Below are 20,530 nucleotides of genomic sequence, written 5' to 3' on the forward strand. Positions count from 1 at the left end.
ATCTTCACCGGCGTCGCCCGCCACCACCTCATCGACCACGGACGCGTCGCCCAAACCTTCGAGCCCACCCTCACACCCCTACAACACCAGGTCCTCGACCTACTCGGCGTCCCCGCCGGCGCCTACACCAGCGCCACGACCGGTGGGGGCCGATAACGTCCCCGAGAAGTGCGGAACGTCAGATGTAGTTTGGGCTGGTGGTCCATTCAGCGCCACCCGGCCCCGGCAACGGACACAGCAGTGCTCTTGCCGATGTCCATGCACAAGCCGGGGGTGCGGCGGCAGCTCGGACCGCCACGCTCTCAAAGTTCGGGTTCGCCGTTCCGTCTCACGATGCGATTGCAGCCATCCACCGGCACGCACGCCACGGCGTCGTGGAGGTCGGCGCCGGCGTGGCCTACTGGGCGATGCTCCTCTCGCGCATGGGCGTCGATGTGGTGGCGTACGACCTCCATCCGCCCCCCTCGGCCACGAACCAGTGGTTCGCGGACACGATGCCGTGGCACCCGGTCGAGTGCCGGGACATCGACGTCGTGGCCCAGCACCCCGACCGCACGCTGCTGATGATCTGGCCGACCAAGAACGAGGACTGGCCCGGCGATGCGCTCCTCGCGTTCCTCGAAGCGGGAGGCGAGTGGTTGGTCTACGTCGGCGAGGGTCCGGGTGGTCGTTCGGGAGACGACCGCTTCCATTCGCTCCTCGGCTCGATCGATCGTTGCTATCCCTGCGACTACGGAATCGACGCGCAGTGTGTTTGCGACGTGTCGAGGAACTGGCGCCGACACCTGACGGTCGAGATACCCACGTGGGACGGCTGCGACGACCGCCTCGAGCTGTACCAGGCGCTCGGGTCGGCCGCGCGTGCGGGCCCGGCCAACCCCATCCCTTCGGTCCGCCGACGCGCACTGGAGGCATTGCTCCGACGGCCGCGCCGACGCTGATCGACGCTCTCCACCTCGTCGAACCCGGCACCCCTCGGGTCTCACGGGCCGTGTTCGCCGGAAGGGGCTCGCCCGGGAGGCGTTCCTCGAACCGGTGAGCATTCACTCGTCAGCCGGTGTGCGAACGCTCACCGGCTCGCCGGACCGAGGCGTCAGCGGGCCAGTGCGGGACAAGCGGGACGGACGCGGCGGGGCGCTGCAGCGCGGCGCGGACGGCGATGTCCGATCCCCGCCAGACAACGGGGGGCCGAGCGACGAGGATGGGCTCTGTGATCGAGGACCCGGAGCGCTGCTACGCCGCCGTCACCAGCCGCGACCCCCGCTTCGACGGGTGGTTCACCACCGGTGTCACCACGACGGGGATCTACTGCCGTCCGAGCTGCCCGGCCACGACCCCGAAGCGGTCGAACGTGCGCTTCTTCCCTACCGCCGCCGCCGCTCAGGGCGCCGGCTTCCGGTCCTGCAAGCGCTGCCGCCCCGACGCCACCCCCGGCTCACCGGAGTGGGACGCCCGAGCCGATGTGGTGGCCCGGGCCATGCGCCTCATCGCCGACGGCACCGTCGACCGCGACGGGGTCGCCGGCCTCGCCGCCCGCCTCGGCTACAGCGCCCGGCAGCTGCAGCGCCTGCTGGTGGCCGAGGTCGGCGCCGGCCCGAAGGCCCTCGCCCGCGCCCAACGAGCCCAGAGCGCCCGCGTGCTGATCGAGACCACCGACCTCCCGTTCGCGGACGTCGCGTTCGCGGCCGGGTTCGGGAGCGTCCGCCAGTTCAACGACACGGTGCAGGTCGTCTTCGACCGCTCCCCCGGCGCGCTCCGGGCCGCCGGACGGGGTCGTCACGACCCGACGGCGGGCGGACGGGTCCGGGCGACAGGCGAGGTCAGCCTCCGCCTCGCCCACCGCTCGCCGCTCGCGTCCGACGCCCTGATGGGGTTCCTGGCCGAACGGGCCGTCGCCGGCGTGGAGGGGCCCCAACGTGATGCCGCCGGGCGCATCGTCGGCCTCCACCGGACGCTCGACCTCCCCCGTGCGCCGGCCACCGTCAGCCTCACGCCCGCCGGGGGCCACATCCGCTGCACCCTGCGCCTCGGCGACACGCGCGACGTCACCGCCGCGGTCGCTAGGTGCCGGCGCCTGCTCGACCTCGACGCCGACCCCGAGGCCATCGACGCCCACCTGGCCCGCGATCAGGTGCTGGCGCCCCTCGTCGCCCGGCGACCCGGATTGCGGGTGCCGGGGGCGGTCGACGGCTTCGAGATCGCCGTGCGGGCCGTCGTCGGCCAACAGGTGTCGGTCGCCGGGGCGGTCACGGTCATCGGCCGCCTCACCGCCGCCTGCGGCCGCGCCTTGCCGGCTCCCGACGGCGAGCTGACCCACCTCTTCCCCACAGCCGAGACCGTCGCCGAGACCGATCCGACGACGTTGGCGATGCCTCGCGCTCGGGCCCGGGCCCTCGTCGGACTGGCCGCGGCCGTCGCCGAGGGTCAGGTCGTGCTCGACGTCGGATCCGACCGCCGCGACACCCGGGCCGCCCTCCTCGCCCGGCCCGGGATCGGACCCTGGACCGTCGAGGACATCGCCCTGCGAGCCCTCGGCGACCCCGACGCGTTCCCGGCCACCGACCTCGGTGTGCGGCGCCGCCTCGCCGCCCTCGCCGGCCCCGACGCCACCACCCCCGCCCGCCTCGCCGCCCGATCGACCCGCTGGCGGCCGTGGCGGGCCTACGCCACCCTGCACCTCTGGAGCGCGACCCCATGACCCCACCCGCAGCCCTCGATCCCGCCGGCGGGCTTCGCCGGACCACCCAGGCCTCACCCATCGGCCCTCTCGTGCTGGTGGCGTCGGACCGGGCCCTGCGCGCCGTGCTGTGGCCCGACGAGCGGGCCGGACGGGTGCCGCTGCCCCCGAGCATCGCCGAGGAACCCGACCACCCGCTGCTCGCCGCCGCCGCCGACCAGCTCAGGGACTGGTTCGCCGACCGCCGAGACGACTTCGACCTGCCCCTCGACCCGGTGGGCACGCCGTTCCAGCGCTCGGTGTGGGACGTGCTCCGGACCATCGCCCACGGCCGCACCGCCACCTACGCCGAGGTCGCCGAAGCCATCGGCGATCGGGGCAAGGCCCGCGCCGTCGGCGCGGCGATCGGTCGCAACCCCATCTCGATCATCATCCCGTGCCACCGGGTCGTCGGCTCCGGCGGTGCGCTCACCGGCTTCGCCGGCGGGGTGACGGTCAAGCGCCAACTGCTCGACCACGAGTCCGGCGCCGGCCTCCCGTTCGAGTCGACCTGACGACGGGGTTCGGCTCGGCGCGGGGTGACCGTCCCTCGCGCTCACCCGATCGGGACCCGCTCCGTGGACCGGTCGATCGGTACGGCCGACGCCGGTGCGACACGGGGCGGCTGCCAGACTGGTCGCCATGTCGTCGCCCGCCGAGCCGCCCACCCGCGGCGCGGCGGGCTCCCCCGGAGGCGCCCCGGCGGGTGCCGCACAGGAACGACGGAGCCTGCTCGTCGCCGGCGCCGCGTTCTTCGGCGTGCTCGTCGTGCTGATCGTCGTCGCCGCGCTGTTCGCGGGGGGCGCCGGCGACGAGCAGACCAGCTCCACCAGGACCACCGAGGCCTGCACTCCCGACGACGCAGCCTGCCGGACCGCCCAGCAGTCGCCCGAGCGGCCCGGCATCATCCCGCGACCGGGAGAGGGCCAGGCGCCGTCGGATCCCGGCGACCCGGGCGGGTGGGCGCAGGTCACGCTGTTCGGGCTCATCGTGGTGGCCATCGCCGTGATCATCGGGCTCGTCGTCCGCAGCGCCCGCCGGGCCCGATCCCGAGGTGCCCCGTCGGCCTCGACCTGAGGCCTTCGGGCCTGGGCCTGCTGGCCTGACGCCCCTGGCCCGGTCTCCTAGCCGCCCACGCCGAGGAGGCTGGCCAGGGCCCAGACCGCGGCGATGCCGCCGAGGGCGGCCATGAGGAGGCTGCGGCCCACCGGGGCCCGGGTGCCCTCGGCCTGCATCTGGGGCGGGGGTCGGTAGACGGCCATGAGGTTGCCCACGAGCATGGCGCCACCGAAGGCCAGCAGGAGGTACGCGAGCAGATCCTCGCCCAGGAAGAACCCGCCGCCGTCGGCGGCATCGGCCAGGAGGACCGGCAGGCGGAGCACCGAGGCGTTGACCACGGCGCGAGGCTACGAGCGAGCCTTCACCGCAGGGGCATCGGGTGGAGGGGTCTCGCAGTACGGCGCGACATGGCGGATGGGCGACCAGATCGCGCCACACCTCCCCGGTCGCTCGGATCGCTCACATCGGCCGGGAGCGATCCGATGGAGCCTCACGGTTGAGCTGTCTCATCCCAAGCCGTGACGCTCCCGCACCGGGCGCGTCACGGGACACGGCTCTCCGTTCGTCGGGGGTCGGCGCCGGGTGCATCCCCCCTTCCCACCGGAGCCGGCCCCGACGACCGGACTCGGTGATTCCGAGCCCGGCGGGCGGTGTGCGATGCTCACGCGCCGTGGATCCCGTCGCCCCCCCGGAGGGAGCCGCGCCGCCGGCGCCTGGCGCCCCCTTGCCCAGCCCGGCGGCCGCGCCCCGGGTGCTCGGCCGCGTCGCCCTCGCCCTGGCTGTCGTCGCCCTCGTCGCCGTCGCTGTCGCCGTCGTGCTCCTCGCCGTCCCGGTCCGGGTGCCGGCGGTGCAGCAGTGCGGGACCCCCGCCATGTACCTGCTCGACGGCCGCGTCGACGTCGTCCCCGACCCCGAGGGGCGGATCCTCGGCCCCGAAGACGAGGTCGTGACCCTCGAGCCCCAGGTCGCCGAAGCCGCTCGCCGGGCGCCGTGCCAGGAACGGGTCGCCGCTCGGGCCGCGCCGGCCGGGCTCCTGCTCGCCGGAGGGTTCGTCCTCGGCCTGGTGGCCTTCGCCCTCGAGCTGTTCGTGGTCCGCCCCCGGGCCCGCCGAGCCCACCCCGGGACGATCACGCCCCCTGCGCCCCCCGCCTGAGCGACGCACGGCCCCTGGGGGTCCCCCAGGGGGAGACAGGGGGACCACCGGGGGCGGCGAGCCCCAGGCTCCGGGCACGGTGGTCCCATGCCCCCGACCACCACCGTCCCCGCCTCCACGTCCGGTTCCCCCTGCGGACCCGGGCCCGACCTCGACCTCGACACCCTCGTCGATGCCACGCCGGCGAGCAGGGACCGCACCGTCGACGCCGTGCGGGCCCTCGCCATCGTCGTCGTCGTCCTGTGGCACTGGGTGTTCTCGATCACCCACGTCGACACCGGCGGTGCGCTCTCGATGCCCAACCCCGTCGGTGACCTCCGCCTCGCCTGGGCGGCGACGTGGGTCCTCCAGGTCATGCCGGTGTTCTTCGTGGTGGGCGGCTTCGCCAACCTGGCCTCGTGGGAGGCCCTCGAGCGTCGGGGGCGGGGCACCTGGGGGGCCTTCGCCCGGGCCCGCACCGCCCGGCTGGGCCGTCCCATCGGTGCCTTCGTCGCCCTCTGGGCCGTCGGCGACACCGTGGCCCGCGCCGCCCTCGGCGTCCCGAGCGTCCTCGAGTGGGGGATGGTCGTGTTCGTCCCCCTGTGGTTCCTCGGCGCCTACACCGCAGTACTGCTGCTCACCCCGTTGACCGTCCGGGCCCACCGCGCCGGACCGGCGGCGACGCTCGGCGCCCTGATCGCCGGCATCGCCGGCTTCGACGGGCTGCGGTTCGCGACCGGGAACGACCGCTGGGGCCTGGTGACCACCGCTCTCGTGTGGGTCTTCGCCCACCAGCTCGGCTACCTGTGGCGCGACGGCACGCTCACCGGGTGGGGTCGACGGGCGAGCCTCGGCCTCGTCGCCGGCGGCCTGACCGCCCTCGGCGCGCTGACGACGTTCGGCCCGTACTCGTCCTCGATGGTCGCGGTGCGGGGCGAGGAGATCAGCAACATGTTCCCGACCACCGCCCCCATCGCGGCGCTCGCCGTGCTCCAGACCGGGCTCGTCCTGCTGGCCCGTCCCGCCGCCGAGCGGTGGCTCGCCCGCCGGGGCCCGTGGCGGGCCGTGGTCGCGGTCAACGCGGTGGCCATGACCGTCTTCGCCTGGCACATGACCGCCCTCGTCGCCGTCATCGGCGCCGCCGCCGCCGCCGGGCTCACCCTGCCGTCGGAGGCCACGGCCACGTGGTGGGCGCTGCGCCCGCTCTGGCTCGTCCTCCCCGGCCTCGTCCTGGCTGCGCTGATCGCCGCCTTCGCCCGCTTCGAGCTCCCCGGCCGCCGCTGAACCCGGCGGTGCTGGCCTCCCCAAGGGTGGGGGGCGGTCGGTTCGGTGGGTCGCGATGGACGAGACTTCGCCGATGATCAAGAAGCTTGCCGGTGCGCTCGCCGTGGTCGTCGTGCTCCTCGGCGCCGGGTTCTACTGGTTCGTGCTCCGCGACGACGCCCCCGAGGAGCTGAGCCTCGACTCGGGCTCGGGCGGGGAGGGCTCCGACGAGCCCGCCGGTGAGGCCCCCGGCTCCTACGACGGCGAGTGGGTCGTGCGCACCGGGGGCGACACCACCGCCGGCTTCCGGATCGACGAGGACTTCGCCGGCGGCGTGGTCGACCATGAGGCCGTCGGTCGCACGCCCGACGTCGAGGGCGGGATCACCGTTCAGGGCACCGAGGTGCCCGAGGGCTCCTTCACCCTCGACCTGACCACCCTCGAGTTCACCGACGACCCGCCCTCGGGTTCGGTCGACGGCCGGGCCTCGGCCATGGAGGGCCAGGGCCTCGAGACCCGGGACTTCCCCGAAGGCACCTTCGAGCTGACCGAGCCGCTCGACCTCGGCGAGGAGCCCACCGACGGGTTCGAGGCGACGATCGAGGCCACCGGCGACCTCACGCTCCACGGCGTGACCAACGAGGTCACGTTCCCCGTCGACGCGCAGGCAGAGGGCGACACCATCCGGGTTGCGACCTCCGAGCCCGTCCCCGTCGCGCTCGCCGACCACGACATCGAGGAGCCCAGCGCCCCGTTCGTGGCCAGCGTGTCCGACGAGGGATCCTTCGAGTTCCTGCTCGAGCTCGAGAAGGGCTGATCGCTCAGCTCTGGAGCCATGTCCGTCCGCCACCACGGGGGAGAAGGGTCCAGAGTTCGACTTCAGTCGAGGGTCACGGGGAACGTCCCGCCCCGGCGGGCGAGCCACTCGGCCTCGGCCTCACCGAGGGGCGTGCTGGGAGGACCGTCGACGAAGGGCCACAGCTCCTCGCAGATCCGGCGCCAGTCGGCCGTCGCCCCCAGCTCGCCCAGCACGGCGTAGAGACCGAGGTTGATGCGCTGGATGACCACGAACGACGGCGGCAGGTTGGCCGCCTTCTGGATCCCGCCGTAGGGACCGGAGGGGTCGAAGATCCGCCGGATCGACTCGCTGGCGTACGCGCTCGTCACGGTGGACGGACCCTCGGCGTCGATCAGCTCGTAGAAGTGCCCGAAGTAGTCGATGATGTCGTCGTCGGAGGCCGGGTGACCGGCCGGCAGCAGGCCGATGCGCTCGATGATGCGTCGGAAGCGGGCGGGGTCGCGATCGATCGAGATGGCCTCGACCATGGCCGAGAAGTCGGCCAGCTCGGCGTCGGTGAAGCGCTTCACCAGGCCGAAGTCGAGGAACGTCACCCGCCCGTCGGCGCCGAAGAGGTAGTTGCCCGGGTGGGGGTCGCCGTTGAACGCGTGGAGCCGGTAGAGGCTGCGGAACACGAAGCGGTAGATGATCTCGGCGGCCCGGTCGCGGGTGGCCTCGTCCGCGGCGACCACCGTGGCGAACCCGTCACCCACGGCCAGCTCGCTGGTGAGGACGCGCCCGGTCGAGAGGTCGGGCACCACGTCGGGAACACCGATGAACGGGTGGTCGCGGTACGCGTCGGCGAACAGCACCTGGTTGCGGGCTTCGTGCTCGTAGTCGAGCTCCTCGACCAGGCGGAGGCGCAGCTCGTCGACCAGCGGACCGGGCTCCAGGCCAGGGAAGGCCGCGCCCAGGCCGCTGAAGAGCACTCCCGCGCTGGCCAGGTCGGAGCGGATCGCGGCAGCCACCCCGGGGTACTGGACCTTGACCGCCACCGCCCGGTCGTCGTGGGTGAGGGCCCGGTGGACCTGACCGATCGACGCCGCCGCGATCGGCGTCGGGTCCCACTCGGCGAAGAGGACGTCGGGCGAGGCGCCGAGCTCGGCCTCGATGACCCGGGCCGCCAGCTCGGGGGCCATGGGCGGAGCATCGGTGCGGAGCTGGGCCAGCGCCTCGCGCACCGGCTCGGGCAGGCCCTGGTCGAGGTAGGAGGCCATCTGCCCCAGCTTCATGAGCGCCCCCTTCATGTTCCCGAGGGTCGCCGCGACCTCCTCCGCGGTGCGGAGCTGGAACTCGGCGTCGAGCTCCTCGCGCCGGGCCGCGTCGGCGAAGGTCCGTCGGGCCCGGAGGGCGGCGTAGCGGGCGCTCGACCGGGCTCCGACCGCTCCCAGCCGGGCGTTGCGCGCCAGCGCCGAGCGCTCCACGATCACCGACGGCATGTCGCTCGCGACGCGGGACGGCCCCCCAGCCCCGGCGCCGGGCGCGGCGACTGCGCCCTCGGCCCGGCGGCGCCGGACGACCACCACGGCGGCCACCACGGCGGCGACGGCAAGGGGCACCAGGGCGGGGGAGCGGGGGGAGCGGGTCACGACCTACCGTCCTTCGGTGAGCTGGCCCTCGACGAGACCGGTCGAACTGGCCACAGCTGGGCTTTGAGGGGATGCCCGCACACTCTCCCCGGGGACCTATGAGGTTGGTGTCAGACCGTCATGGCCTTGCGTGGACGCTTCGCGCACGGGTCATCGGGTCGTGCTGGCCCGCGACTCGACCTGCTCGACCGGGACCACGAGTCGCCGGCCGTTCCAGGTGGCCGTGAGACGCCCGTCATCGATCATCCGGTAGACATCGACGACATCGACACCCAGGCGCTCGGCTGCCTCGAGGGTCGGGATCGTCCGCGGCTCCTGCTCGGCCATGACGCCAAGGCTAGACCTGGTCATTGGTCGGGGAACAGGTCGGGCAGCAGTTTGGCGGCGACGATGCGGAACGCCGACGCGGCCTCCGGGTCGTCCCGCCTCGACCTTTCGGCGGCGTCGACGGCGCGCTCGAGCACTCGCAGGACGTCCCAGGCCTCCGCTCGAGTGAGGATGATGCTCTCCTCCATTGACGCGAACCTACGACGCCGGCGGGCCGGCCTGGTCCAGCAGTCAAACGCATGCCTCGATGGAATGCGGGTTCGACGGTCGGGTCTGGTACCCGTAGCCCTCCGCGGTTGGGATGTCGATGGGGCCCGCGAGGTCGGCGACCTTGACGAGGTCGTCGAGCTGACCAGCGACCATGGCTCGCACATCCACCTCCCGGGATCAGTTCATCGACGGCGCAGCTCGCCTGTTCCGTCAGCGGGGCTACAACGGCACCGGTCTCAAGGACATCACGGCAGAATCCGGCGCTCCCTGGGGGTCGCTCTATCACCACTTCCCTGGCGGCAAGTCCCAACTGGGTGCCGAGGCGATCCGGCATTCCGGTGACGGCTACCGACGGCTCATCGCCAAGGTCTTCGCCGACGCAGACGAACCAACCGAGGCAGTGCTGCGGTTCTTCTCCCTCGCAGCCGAGGCCCTCGAAGCCTCCGACTTCGCTGACGGGTGCCCGATCGCCACAACCGCCCTAGACACCGCGAGCACCAACCCCGACGTGCGCGACGCCTGCGCCGGCGTCTTCCAAGACTGGTTGGATGACATATCTGCCCGACTCGAGCCTGGGGTGGACAGACAGGGAATCGCCCTCATGGGCCTTGCTGCCCTCGAGGGTGCGATCATCCTGAGCCGGAGTCTTCGAAGCCGACAGCCCCTCGACGACGTCGCCGCGCAGCTCCGGGCCCTCCTCGAGCTGAGGCGCACTGTCGCCCGATTGACATAGGAGTCCCGCCCCGCCGGTCGGTCGCTGGGAGCGGAGGTGAGATCGACCTCCGGTGAGGGGCCCCCGGGACGCCGAGGCGACGCGACGGGTAGGCGGGGGTAGCGTTCGACCACGGCCGCCGCGCTTGGAGGACCCCATGGCTCCCACTGCTCATCCCTCGTCCGAGCGGCGCCCGTCGCGCCTCGGACGCGCCGGCCGCCTGGTCGCTGCGCTCCTGGTGGTGCCGCTGGTCGCTCTCGCCCCCGCGGCGTCGGTCGGCGCCCAAGACGCCCCGTCGCCCGGTGCGCCGGCGCTGGGATCGGTCCTCGACGGCGAGGCGGAGGGCCTCACGGCCACCGCCACGTCGGCCTTCGGCGGCGCCGCCGAAGACCTCGGCACGACCGACCGACCCGACATGCAGGTCGTCATCGACGTGCGCAACGACTCCGGCGCCGATCGCACCATCGCCGTGCCGTTCGGCACCCTGCTCGCCACCGATGACCAGGCCGATCAGACCGTCGCGGTGGGCGGTCCCGCCGACGACGCGACCCTGGCGGAGGTCGCCGCCGCGGGCGGCACCCCTGAGCTCGTCGCCCCGCCGGGCGAGAGCACCCACGTTCTGGTCGTCTACTGCGGCGAGGCTGATGACGGTGCCCCGATCGAGCCCACCCCGATGACCTTCGTCGGGATGGCCGACGAGCCGCTGCCGACCGTGCTGCGCACCATCGCCGCCCGCCAGCCGTCGGCGGCCGATGCCCAGGACGCGGTGTGGTGGGTCACCGACGACGCCACCCTGCCCGTGCCCGCCCACCTGGCCCCGTTGCTCGAGGACGTCGACACCGAGGCCTTCGCGGCCAATCCCCACCGCGTCGTGCCCGACACCGGCTACTCACCCCGCTGGGTCCGCGCCGGCGTGGTCGACGAGAGCTTCGATGCCGGCGCCTCGTCGTCGTCACCGCTCGGCGGGGGTGGCAGCTCGGGCCTCGGGCTCCTGCTCTGGGCGATGCTCATCGGCGCGGGCGTGGTCACCCTCATCGTGGTGGCCAGCCGCCAGAGCGGCCGCGCCGGGTCCGGGCCGACCGCCGTACGGGCCCCGGTCCGCGCCGCGGGCTGGTACCCCGATCCGTGGACGCCGGGAGCCCACCGGTGGTGGGACGGGAGCAGTTGGACGGCCAGGGTCACCGGCCCGCGCTGAGGTCGGCGTCGCGCTGACGACGTCCGCACGGGCTCTGCTCGCCTGGTCCGCAGCTCGCGCCACCCCTCGTCCCGGCCTGGGCCGGATCGAGTCCGCCGACCCACGTCACATCGGTCCGCATGGTCGGATCAGCGGCTCGGCCCGTAACCTCAGCCCATGGCTCTCCGCCGCACACGGGGCGACGGCCCCACGACCGGCGGCGATCCCCGCGCCGACGACGAGGGCGCGCCCGACCCTGACGGCCTTACCGTCGACCCTGGCACCCCACCGGACGACGATGCCGCCGCCGTCCCCGGCGCCGTGTCGGACGGGATCGCGCCCGACGATCGGCGGAAGGAGGCGATCGGGGACGCCGACGCCGCCTCGGATAGTGACGGCGAGGACCACGACGGCGCGGGCGCCGACGACCGGGGGATCGAGGACCACGACCAGGCGGAGGGTGATCCCGAGGTCGGCGGCCGCCAGGACAGGCCGTCACGACGGCTCATCGATGCCCGCACGCTGGCCCTGTGCACCCTCGTGGCCCTCATCGCCGCCCTGGTGGCGGGTCTGGCCGTGAGCCGACTCACCGAAGGCGACGACGAGGACTCCGTTCCCGTGAGCGAGCTCACCGCCGCCGCCCCGGCCCCCGATGTGGCGCTCACCCGGTTCGACGGCTCCGAGGTGAGCCTCGCCGACTACCGGGGCCAGGCCCTGGTCGTGAACTTCTGGGGCTCGTGGTGCGCGCCGTGCGTCGAGGAGATGCCGGACCTGCAGGCCGTCCACACCTCGCTGGGCGACCAGGTCACCTTCATCGGCGTCAACATCCGCGACGAGCCCGAAGCCGCCCTGGCCCTGGCCGAGCGCACCGGGGTCACCTACGACCTGGTGCGTGACATCGACGGCGACCTGAGCCGCGAGCTCGAGATCACCAACTGGCCCACGACCGTGCTCGTCCTCCCCGACGGCACCGTCGTCGACCGCATCCAACGCAAGGTCTCCGCCGAACGGCTGTGCGAGAAGATCAACCAGTCGCTCCTCGGCGGCGCCGTCACCGAGTGCGGCTGATGACCCACCGAGCCCGACGCTGATGGGCGACGCCCGGATCGCGGTGGCCTTCACCGCCGGCATGCTCGCCACGGTCAACCCGTGCGCGCTGCCGATGCTGCCGGCCTATCTGGGCTGGTTCATCTCCGGTGACGATGAGCGCCGCCCGGCGGGCGCGGCGGTGCCCCGCGCCGTTCTGGTGGCCCTCGCCGTGTCGCTGGGGTTCCTCGTCGTGTTCGGGTTCCTCGGTGCGTTGGCCACCGCGGCCTCGGCCCAGGTCGAGGGGGCCACGCCGTGGATCACACCCGTCGTCGGCGTGGTGCTGGCCGGCGTCGGCGTCGCCCTGCTGGCCGGGAAGGCGGTGCGGTTGCCGATGCCCCGCCTCGACCGCGGCGGCCGCGGCCGGGGGCTCGCCGCCATGGTGCTCTACGGCGCGTCGTACGCCGTCGTGTCAGTGTCGTGCACGCTCGGCATCTTCCTGGTCCACGTCAGCACGACGTTCGGGCGCAGCTGGACCACGGGCCTCACCCAGTTGGCCGGCTTCGGCGCCGGGTTCTCCCTCGTGCTGGTGGCCCTGTCGGTCTCGGTCGCCCTGGCCCGGGGCTCGCTCGCGGCCGGGGCCCGACGGGCCTCGGCCTACGCCGGGCGCGTCGGCGGGGCGCTGCTGGTGGTCACCGGCCTCTACCTCGTCTGGTACGGCATCCACGAGATCCGCCTGCGCGACGGGGCGCGCGCGGATCCGGTGGTCGACCGCGTGACAGGTTGGTCGGCCGACATCTCCTCCGCCGTCCAGTCGACCGGCGGGGTCGAGGTCGGCCTCGCCCTGGCCCTCTTCGTGGCCGTCGTGGCCCTGGTGATCGTGGTCCGCACCGGCGGCTCGACCGGACGCCGCTCCGCCCGCTGAGCTCTTCATCCCGACGAACCTTGGACCGAATCCCCCTCCGTGGCGGACATGGGTCCGAAGTTGGAGGGAAGATCAGGGCATGAGGCGCTGGATGGCCCAGCTGCCGCCGGCCCGGGTGTAGAGGAAGCGGTCGTGGAGGCGGTCGGCCCGCCCCTGCCAGACCTCGACCTCATCGGGCACGAGGCGGTAGCCGCCCCAGCCGGCGGGGCGGTCGACAGGATCGTCGGATCCGACCGCGTCGGCCACCTCGGTCCGGCGCGCCAGCAGGGCGGCCCGATCCGCGACCGGCTCGCTCTGGGCCGACGCCGCGGCCGAGATGCGGCTCTCGCGGGGACGGGCCTCCCAGTAGGCGTCGACCTCCTCGGCGGGCAGCGGGTGGACGGCGCCGACCACCCGGACCTGACGGCTGAGCGGGATCCAGCCGAAGCACAGCGCACCCTGGGGGTTGGCGGCCAGCTCGGCACCCTTGTGGCTGGTGGTGTCGGTGAAGAAGCAGAAGCCGTGGTCGACCCGGCGGATCAACACGACGCGCGCCGCGGGACGGCCCTCGGGCGTGGCCGTGGCCAGGGTGACCGCCGCGGGGTCGTAGGGCCCGGTCGCGGCCCACTGCGCGTACCAGGTGCGAAACTGGTCGAGCGGGTCATCGGCCAGCTCGGCGCGGTGGATGCCGTCGCTCAGGTACTGCTCGCGCACCGCGGTGAGGTCGAGCACCTCGGAGGGGGCATGGCGGGCGGCGGCGATGGGGTCGGGGCGCTCGGTCATCACCGCGATCCTCGCACCGGGCGCCGCCTCGGCGGGCCTCGGGCCGACGCCGGGCGAGCCTCGCAGGCGCGACGAGGGCCGGGCGGCGAGCCCGGCCCTCGGTCGTCGACCCGCGCAACGCTCGGTCTCAGCGGGGACTATGACGCGAACCTGAGTCCGTAGCTCTCCTCCAGCCCGATGAGGCAGTAGGGCCGCTCGGGGCACTCTGGCGGACCCCCGAGGGTGAGCTCCTCATCAACGCCGGCCAGGTCCGACACCGTGGTCAGGTCGAGCTCCTCGGCCGTCTCGCCGGTGACGACGAACGTGTTGACGCTGTCGGCCTCGGCCGGCTCGAGGATGGAGATGCCCCGGTCGGCGGCGACGGTCCGCAGCGCCGCCAGAGTCACGTCCAAGTCCGGGCTGGGCTCGGCCTCGCCGTCGAGGAACGCCAAAAGGGTGCCGGTGAACTCGGGGACCAGGTCGATCTCGCCGCTCTCGAGAGCGGTGAAGTAGACGTCGCGGGCGCCGATGTCTGCCTTGTACTCGACGTCGACCCCAGCGGCCGCGAGGACCTGGCCGTAGAGCTGGGCGGCGATGTTGGACTCGGCGAAGTTCGAGCTGCCGACGGTGATCGAGCCCTCGGCGGTCAGATCGCCGGGCAGCTCCTTCTCGGCGAGAAACGCCTCGGCGACGGCATCGGGGTTGTCCCCGTCGATCGACACGGCGGCGACCATCTCCTGCATGTCCTCCACGGTCAGCTCGGCGCTGAGCGCATCGAGCACCGCGGTGACCTCGTCGGTGCAGGCGTCGTTGCGGATGGCGGGCACGAAGTTGTCGGCCGGCTGGAGGTCCTGGTCGTCCTCCAGGGCGACCCAGTCGTTGGCGACGATGGCGCCGTCACTGGAGAAGAGAAGGCCGACGTCGATGTCGCCCGACTCCAGGGCCGCCTTGGTGAGCGGGCCCCCGGCGTCGAGGGGTCGGAACGTGAACTCGGCGGCCGCCTCCTCGGGCGCGGGGGCGTCGTCGCCTTCAGCAGGGGGGTCAACGGCGTCGGCCTCGACGCAGGTCTCGGGCGCGTCGTCGGGGCGGGCGGTGGTCTCCGGCGCCGTCTCCGCGGCGTCATCGCCGGTCGATGCCGTCTCGTCGTCGCTGTCGGTGCAGCCGGTGACGACGAGCGCCAGCAGGGGGAGGAGCAGGGCGCCGGCGATGCGGCGTCGAGTGGTTCTCACGGTGGTGCCTTTCGGGGTGGGGTGACGGGAAGGAGACGAGTGGTGGTCAGGCCGCGGCCGGGAGAGGCCGGGTGGCCGGGTCGTCGGTGGCGGCGTCGAGGTCGGGGAGGTCGCTGCGTCGGCGCGAGGTCCGGAGGCCTTTGGGAGTGAGGGCCCGCTGGACCAGGCCCAGGAGGCCCTCGGTGACCAGGGCGAGGGCGGCGACGAGCACTGCGCCGGCCAGGACGTCGGTGTAGCCGCCCGAGGCCCGCACCGCGTAGCCATCGATGATGAAGCGCCCCAGGCCGCCGAAGCCGAGCTGGGCGGCGATGGTGGCGGTGGCCACCACCTGCACCGCGGAGGTGCGGACGCCCGCCATGATCAGCGGGATGGCAAGGGGGAGCTCGACCCGGCGCAGGATCTGGACCTCCGAGAGGCCCATTCCCCGGGCGGCGTCGCGCACGTCGTCGGACACCTCGGCCATGCCGACGTAGGTGTTGGTCACGATCGGGGGCACCGCGAGCGCCACCAGGGCCACGAACACGCTGACGGAGCCGATGACCGGCTTCTCGAGCAGGCCGAGCAGCTGGGTGCCGAGCACGAGGACGGCGAACGACGGCAGGGCCCGGCCCACGTTGGAGATGTTGATGGCCAGCAGGCCGAAGCGCCGCTTGTGCCCGAGCCAGAGAGCGGGGGGCACGGCGATGAGGACGGCGGCGATCATCGCGACGGCGGAGATCTCCACGTGCTCGATGATGCGGGCCCCGGCTCCGGTCGACCCCCGCCAGTTGGCGGCGTCACGGAGCCAGTCGAGGACGTCGAGGAGCTGCCCCATCAGACGCGCCCCGCGCTCGGTCGTGCGCCCGGGTCGGTCCTCACGCCGTCACCGCGCCGTCGGGGAGGGAGGCGACCGGTGCTGGCGCATCGGCCTCGTCGCGCTCCCGGTCGGCCCGCCGGGCCCGGCGCGATCGGGGCGTCGACCAGGGGGCCAGCTTGCGGCCCACGGCGGCGAGGCCGACGTCGGAGCCGACGGCGAGCAGGATCGAGATCAGGATGCCGGCGGTGACGGCCGTGCGGATCGGGCGGTTGAGGCCGATGAGGATCAGCTGACCGAGACCGCCGAGGCCCACGAGGGCGGCGATGGTGAGCAGGCCGATGGTGCTGACCGTCGCGATGCGGATGCCGGCCATGATCGACGGCAGGGCGAGGGGCATCTCGACCCGCCACAGCCGCTGCCGGCGATCGAGACCCATGCCGTCGGCCGCGTCGCGCACGTCGGCCGGCACCTGCTCGAGCCCGGTGATCGTGTTCCGCACCAGGATCAGCAGCGTGTAGAGCACGAGCGGCACGAGGGCGGTCACGCGCGACAGGCCGGTGTAGGGGACGAGGATGGCGTAGAGGGCGAGCGACGGCACGGTGTAGAGCGCACCGAAGGTGCCCAGCACGAGGCCCTTGAGGCGGGGCCGGCGGTTCACCGCGATGGCGGCCGGCAGCGCCAGCACCAGGCCGACGAGCACGGCGGCGACGGTGAGGATCACGTGCTCGCGGGTGGCGTCGAGGATCAGCTCGCGGTTCGCGTCGCGCCCGAGCCACTCGCCCCACCACCACCGTTCGGTGGGGTTCTGCTGGGCGACGACCGCCGCCATCAGCGGGCTCACCGGTTGCGGTTCCGGGGGCCGTCAGCCCCGGTTCGACGCCGCGGTGGAGCGACCGTGGCGACGGGTGCCGCCGTCAACCGCGGAACTGGTGCGCGCGTCAGGCGCGGGCTCAGGCGTAGGTGGAGATGCACGGTGGCCCTCCCGCGTGTTCGACGCGCCCCGGGTCCCGCGGTCCGGCGCGTGGTTGCACCTGACCGGTGGGTCGATGAATCTGCGATGACGGTAGCCTCCCCGGGCGCCGAAGCCAACGATTCCCGATGGACCGCACTGTTCCGGTCGCAGAGGTCATCGGTCGTCGCCCGCTGAACAGAGGACCCACCGCCGATGATCACGCTCGACCAGGTGACGAAGCGCTACGACAACGGCCAGGTGGCCGTCCGAGCCCTCTCGCTCGAGATCCCCGAAGGTGAGATCTGCATGCTCGTCGGCCCGTCGGGCTGCGGGAAGACGACGACCATGCGGATGGTCAACCGCCTGATCGAGCCGACCTCGGGGCGGATCCTGCTCGACGGCGAGGACGTCACCGACGTCGACCCGGTGGGCCTGCGCCGCCGCATCGGCTACGTGATCCAGCAGGTCGGGCTGTTCCCCCACCAGACCGTCACCGACAACGTCGGCACCGTGCCGGGCCTGCTGGGCTGGGACAAGGCCCGCATCCGAGCCCGTACCGAGGAGCTGCTCGACCTCGTCGGACTGCCCGCTGAGGAGTATCGCGACCGGTATCCCCACCAGCTCTCGGGCGGTCAGCGCCAGCGCGTCGGGGTGGCCCGGGCCCTCGCCGCCGACCCGCCGGTGCTGCTCATGGATGAGCCCTTCGGCGCCATCGACCCCATCAGCCGCGACCGCTTGCAGCAGGAGTTCCTACGCCTGCAGGAGACGGTGCGCAAGACCATCGTGTTCGTCACCCACGACATCAACGAGGCCGTCACCCTGGGCGACCGCATCGCGGTGATGGCGGTGGGCGGCGAGCTGGCCCGCTACGGCACGCCGGGCGACATCCTCGACGACCCGGGATCGGACTTCGTGGCCGACTTCGTCGGCGCCGACCGGGGCCTGAAGCGCCTCGATGTCATGCCCATCGACCGCGACGCCGTCGAGGAACCGGCGGTGGTGCTCGATGTCGGCCTGACGCTCGTCGAGGCCCGCCGGCAGCTCGACGCCGCCGGGTGGGTGCACGCCCCGGTCCTCGCCGACGGGCGCCTCGTCGGGGTGCTGCGCCGCTCGGCGACCGAGGGCGACGGCGCCTCGTCCACCACCGTCAGCGAGGCCGCGGTCGCCCTCGACGCCCGGGTGGGCGAGGGCCACACCCTGCGCGACGCCTTCGCCGCCCTCCTGCTCGACGACGCCGGGTGGGTCGCCGTCGTCGACGCCGACGAGCACCTGCTCGGGGTCATCTCCGCCGAACGCCTCCACGAGGTGGCCCGCCGCCGCGCCGCCTGACCACCGAACCGGGGTGCGAACTGGTCGCCCCGGGGACCACGACGTGCCCCACTTCGATCGACAGGCCGAGCTCAGGCGCCGCCGATGACCTCGATGCCTCGCATGTAGGGCCAGAGCGGCTCGGGCACCGCTACGGTGCCGTCGGGTCGGCGGTGCGTCTCGACGATGGCGGCCCACACCCGGGGCACGGCGAGGGCGGAGCCGTTGAGGGTGTGGACCAGCTCGTTGCCCTTGGCCCCGTCGGGGCGATAGCGGATGGCGGCCCGGCGGGCCTGGTAGTCAGAGAACCACGACACCGACGAGACCTCCAGCCACTGGTCGCACCCCGGCGCGTAGACCTCGACGTCGAAGGAGCGGTGGTGGCCCTGGCCCTGGTCGCCGGTGCAGATCTCGATGACCCGGTAGGCCAGGCCCAGAGCGGCGACGAGGGTCTCGACGCGGTCCACCATGTCGTTCAGGAGGGGCGGCGCCTGCTCGGGTGTGGCGTAGGCGAGGATCTCGACCTTGTCGAACTCGTGGGTGCGCAGCAGGCCGCGCGTGTCACGCCCCGCGGAGCCCGCCTCGCGCCGGTAGCACGGCGAGTAGGCCATGAACCGCATGGGAAGCTCCGCGGCGGGGAGCACCTCGCCGGCGGCGAGCGACGTGAGCGGCACCTCGGAGGTGGGGATGCACCACAGGTCGTCGCGCCCGATGGCGTAGGCGTCGTCGGCGAACTTGGGCAGCTGCCCGGCGGCGGTGAGCGTCGCGGTGGTGACCAGGCTGGGCGGTCGGATCTCCTCGTGCACATCCGCGTTGCGGTCGAGGGCCAGCTGGCACAGCGCCCGCGAGAGGGTGGCCCCCGCGCCCCGGAGCATGGTGAACATCGACCCCGAGATCTTCACCGCCCGTTCGAGGTCGAGGATCCCGAGGGCCTCGCCCGTGGTCCAGTGCGGCACCCGCTGGTGCTCGCCGTAGCCGTCGGGGTCGTAGCCCGAGACCCGCAGCACCGGGTTGTCCCGCTCGTCGGCCCCGCTCGGCGCGTCGGGGTGAGGTGTGTTCGGGATGCCCAGCAACAGCTCGCGGATCTCCGCCGCGAGGGCGTCGGTCTCACCGGCCAGGCGGGCCTCCTCGTCGCCGAGGTTGCGGCTCTCGGCGCGCAGAGCGTCGGTCGCGTCGGGCTGACCGTCGCGATGCAGTCGAGCGACCTCGGCCGAGAGGCCCTTCACCCGGCGGCGCACCTCGTCGCGCCGAGCGGCCACCTCGCGCTGGCGGACGTCGAGCTCATGCACCGCGGACACCTCGGCGGGCGGAACGCCCTTGCGGGCCAGGTCGGCGACCACGCCGTCGAGGTCGGTGCGGATGCGCCTGATGTCGAGCACCGCCGAACGCTAGACGCCTCGGCCCGGCGCCCCTCCGGGCTTTCGCCCCCAACGCCACCCATCGCTCGCCTCATCCGAACGGGTGGGGTTCCGACTCCCGGCGGCACGGGTAGCGTCGGTGGATGGCTGCGGTGGAGGTTGACGACCTCGTCGTGCACCGAGGCGAGGTGACGGCGGTGGACGGGGTGTCGTTCCTTGTCGAGCGGGGCCAGGTGCTGGCCCTGCTCGGGCCCAACGGGGCGGGCAAGACCACGACGGTCGAGACGCTCGAGGGCCTCTTGGTCCCCCACGCGGGCCGGGTGCGCGTCCTCGGACTCGATCCCGTCACCCAGCACGCCGAGCTCATGCCCGGCCTCGGCGTGATGCCCCAGCAGGGCGGCGTCTACCCGGGGGCCCGGCCGATCGAGATGCTCGAGCTGCTCGCCGCGTTCCATGCCGTCGCCGAGGACCCGGCGGGGCTGCTCGAGCGGGTCGGCCTCAGCCATCGCGCTCGGGCCCCGTGGCGCACGCTCTCGGGCGGCGAGCAGCAGCGCCTGTCCCTCGCGCTCGCCCTCGTGGGACGGCCCGAGGTCGTGTTCCTCGACGAGCCGACTGCCGGCATCGACCCGTCGGGCCGCCTCCTCGTGCGTCAGCTCGTCGCCGACCTGCGCACCGCCGGCCTCGCCGTCGTCATCACGACCCACGACCTGGAGGAGGCCGAGAAGATCTCCGACTGCGTCGTGATCATCGACCAGGGTCGGGTGGTCGCCAGCGGCACGCCGGTGGAGCTGATGAGATCGGCGGGCAGCGTCGAGATCCGCTTCGGGGCGCCCCCGGGGCTCGACACCGCGGCGTTGGGCAAGACCCTGATGGCCGGCGTCGACGAGGTGGCGCCCGGCGAGTACGTCGTGGAGACGCCGGCCACGCCGTCGAACATCAACGCCCTCACATCGTGGCTGGCGGTCCACGACCTGCCCCTGACCGATCTTCGGGCTGGGCGCCAGACCCTCGAGGACGTGTTCCTCCGCATGACCACCATCACCGGCGAGATCCCGACGGTCCGCCGCGTCGACGCCAGCGATCGCTCGGGCGGGCGCGCCCGCTGAGGCGACCCGGAGGTCGGGCCCTCGTCGCCCCGACGGCGGCGCGGAGCGCGCCCCTGGCTGCACGGGTGG

Annotated in this window: 22 protein-coding genes; 13 read left to right on the top strand and 9 right to left on the bottom strand. The window is 73.5% G+C overall.

Annotated features, from left to right (window positions below; genetic code table 11):
* Positions 1–374: 374 nt before the first annotated feature.
* From VNL12_RS04955 to VNL12_RS04970, 4 genes are all read left to right on the top strand, one after another.
* Positions 375–941 (top strand): hypothetical protein, encoded by a 567-nt coding sequence (locus VNL12_RS04955; protein WP_325592076.1) that lies wholly within the window; start codon positions 375–377, stop codon positions 939–941.
* A gap of 269 nt (positions 942–1,210) precedes the next feature.
* Positions 1,211–2,698: an AlkA N-terminal domain-containing protein gene (locus VNL12_RS04960; RefSeq protein ID WP_325592078.1), complete on the top strand. Its 1,488-nt coding sequence runs from the start codon at positions 1,211–1,213 to the stop codon at positions 2,696–2,698.
* A complete protein-coding gene (locus VNL12_RS04965; protein ID WP_325592080.1) occupies positions 2,695–3,231 on the top strand; it encodes a methylated-DNA--[protein]-cysteine S-methyltransferase in 537 nt (178 codons plus the stop codon). Before VNL12_RS04960 ends, VNL12_RS04965 begins: the two co-directional genes overlap by 4 nt.
* Before the next feature lie 127 nt (positions 3,232–3,358).
* Positions 3,359–3,793, top strand: a complete 435-nt coding sequence (locus tag VNL12_RS04970; RefSeq protein WP_325592082.1) for a hypothetical protein — start codon at positions 3,359–3,361, stop codon at positions 3,791–3,793.
* A 47-nt stretch (positions 3,794–3,840) separates the two neighbouring features.
* On the opposite strand, the gene VNL12_RS04975 is transcribed toward VNL12_RS04970, so the two are convergent.
* Positions 3,841–4,113 (bottom strand): hypothetical protein, encoded by a 273-nt coding sequence (locus VNL12_RS04975; RefSeq protein WP_325592084.1) that lies wholly within the window; start codon positions 4,111–4,113, stop codon positions 3,841–3,843.
* Positions 4,114–4,445: 332 nt separating this feature from the next.
* On the opposite strand from VNL12_RS04975, the gene VNL12_RS04980 reads away from it, so the two are divergent.
* The 3 genes from VNL12_RS04980 to VNL12_RS04990 all read left to right on the top strand — a co-directional run bounded on the left by VNL12_RS04980 (position 4,446) and on the right by VNL12_RS04990 (position 6,987).
* Positions 4,446–4,928, top strand: a complete 483-nt coding sequence (locus tag VNL12_RS04980; protein ID WP_325592087.1) for a hypothetical protein — start codon at positions 4,446–4,448, stop codon at positions 4,926–4,928.
* An 87-nt stretch (positions 4,929–5,015) separates the two neighbouring features.
* Positions 5,016–6,191 carry an acyltransferase gene (locus VNL12_RS04985; RefSeq protein WP_325592089.1) on the top strand — a complete coding sequence of 392 codons (1,176 nt, stop codon included), beginning with the start codon at positions 5,016–5,018 and terminating at the stop codon, positions 6,189–6,191.
* A gap of 73 nt (positions 6,192–6,264) precedes the next feature.
* Positions 6,265–6,987, top strand: coding sequence for a YceI family protein (locus tag VNL12_RS04990; protein WP_325592091.1), 723 nt, complete (start codon positions 6,265–6,267; stop codon positions 6,985–6,987).
* 62 nt (positions 6,988–7,049) lie between these two features.
* On the opposite strand, the gene VNL12_RS04995 is transcribed toward VNL12_RS04990, so the two are convergent.
* The 3 genes from VNL12_RS04995 to VNL12_RS05005 all read right to left on the bottom strand — a co-directional run bounded on the left by VNL12_RS04995 (position 7,050) and on the right by VNL12_RS05005 (position 9,112).
* Complete coding sequence (locus tag VNL12_RS04995; RefSeq protein ID WP_325592093.1) at positions 7,050–8,597, bottom strand: AarF/ABC1/UbiB kinase family protein; 1,548 nt, start codon at positions 8,595–8,597, stop codon at positions 7,050–7,052.
* A gap of 150 nt (positions 8,598–8,747) precedes the next feature.
* Entirely contained in the window at positions 8,748–8,924 is a 177-nt protein-coding gene (locus tag VNL12_RS05000; protein ID WP_325592095.1) for a helix-turn-helix domain-containing protein, read from the bottom strand.
* Between the two features lie 20 nt (positions 8,925–8,944).
* Positions 8,945–9,112: a hypothetical protein gene (locus tag VNL12_RS05005; RefSeq protein ID WP_325592097.1), complete on the bottom strand. Its 168-nt coding sequence runs from the start codon at positions 9,110–9,112 to the stop codon at positions 8,945–8,947.
* A 173-nt stretch (positions 9,113–9,285) separates the two neighbouring features.
* Between VNL12_RS05005 and VNL12_RS05010 the strand changes: the two genes are divergently transcribed.
* The 4 genes from VNL12_RS05010 (at position 9,286) to VNL12_RS05025 (ending at position 12,971) form a co-directional block, all read left to right on the top strand.
* Entirely contained in the window at positions 9,286–9,867 is a 582-nt protein-coding gene (locus VNL12_RS05010; RefSeq protein ID WP_325592099.1) for a TetR/AcrR family transcriptional regulator, read from the top strand.
* A 136-nt stretch (positions 9,868–10,003) separates the two neighbouring features.
* Positions 10,004–11,041 (top strand): DUF2510 domain-containing protein, encoded by a 1,038-nt coding sequence (locus VNL12_RS05015; protein WP_325592101.1) that lies wholly within the window; start codon positions 10,004–10,006, stop codon positions 11,039–11,041.
* Positions 11,042–11,197: 156 nt separating this feature from the next.
* Positions 11,198–12,088 (top strand): TlpA disulfide reductase family protein, encoded by an 891-nt coding sequence (locus tag VNL12_RS05020; protein ID WP_325592103.1) that lies wholly within the window; start codon positions 11,198–11,200, stop codon positions 12,086–12,088.
* 22 nt (positions 12,089–12,110) lie between these two features.
* Entirely contained in the window at positions 12,111–12,971 is an 861-nt protein-coding gene (locus VNL12_RS05025) for a cytochrome c biogenesis CcdA family protein (protein ID WP_325592105.1), read from the top strand.
* Positions 12,972–13,043: 72 nt separating this feature from the next.
* Here VNL12_RS05025 and pdxH read toward each other — a convergent pair whose 3' ends face one another.
* The 4 genes from pdxH to VNL12_RS05045 form a co-directional block, all read right to left on the bottom strand.
* Positions 13,044–13,733 (bottom strand): pyridoxamine 5'-phosphate oxidase, encoded by a 690-nt coding sequence (gene pdxH / locus VNL12_RS05030; protein ID WP_325592107.1) that lies wholly within the window; start codon positions 13,731–13,733, stop codon positions 13,044–13,046.
* A gap of 137 nt (positions 13,734–13,870) precedes the next feature.
* Positions 13,871–14,941 carry a glycine betaine ABC transporter substrate-binding protein gene (locus tag VNL12_RS05035; RefSeq protein WP_325592109.1) on the bottom strand — a complete coding sequence of 357 codons (1,071 nt, stop codon included), beginning with the start codon at positions 14,939–14,941 and terminating at the stop codon, positions 13,871–13,873.
* A gap of 46 nt (positions 14,942–14,987) precedes the next feature.
* On the bottom strand, positions 14,988–15,755 hold the full coding sequence (locus VNL12_RS05040) for an ABC transporter permease (RefSeq protein WP_325592111.1): 768 nt from the start codon (positions 15,753–15,755) through the stop codon (positions 14,988–14,990).
* 40 nt (positions 15,756–15,795) lie between these two features.
* The gene (locus VNL12_RS05045; protein ID WP_325592113.1) at positions 15,796–16,578 is read right to left on the bottom strand and encodes an ABC transporter permease; all 783 of its coding nucleotides are present in this window, start codon (positions 16,576–16,578) and stop codon (positions 15,796–15,798) included.
* 324 nt (positions 16,579–16,902) lie between these two features.
* Between VNL12_RS05045 and VNL12_RS05050 the strand changes: the two genes are divergently transcribed.
* A complete protein-coding gene (locus VNL12_RS05050; RefSeq protein ID WP_325592115.1) occupies positions 16,903–18,018 on the top strand; it encodes a betaine/proline/choline family ABC transporter ATP-binding protein in 1,116 nt (371 codons plus the stop codon).
* A gap of 71 nt (positions 18,019–18,089) precedes the next feature.
* Here VNL12_RS05050 and serS read toward each other — a convergent pair whose 3' ends face one another.
* Positions 18,090–19,376 (bottom strand): serine--tRNA ligase, encoded by a 1,287-nt coding sequence (serS, locus tag VNL12_RS05055; RefSeq protein ID WP_325592117.1) that lies wholly within the window; start codon positions 19,374–19,376, stop codon positions 18,090–18,092.
* A gap of 122 nt (positions 19,377–19,498) precedes the next feature.
* Between serS and VNL12_RS05060 the strand changes: the two genes are divergently transcribed.
* Positions 19,499–20,461: an ABC transporter ATP-binding protein gene (locus VNL12_RS05060; protein WP_325592119.1), complete on the top strand. Its 963-nt coding sequence runs from the start codon at positions 19,499–19,501 to the stop codon at positions 20,459–20,461.
* Positions 20,462–20,530 lie beyond the last annotated feature (69 nt).

Source organism: Iamia sp., from assembly GCF_035575815.1.
Lineage (GTDB): Bacteria > Actinomycetota > Acidimicrobiia > Acidimicrobiales > Iamiaceae > Iamia.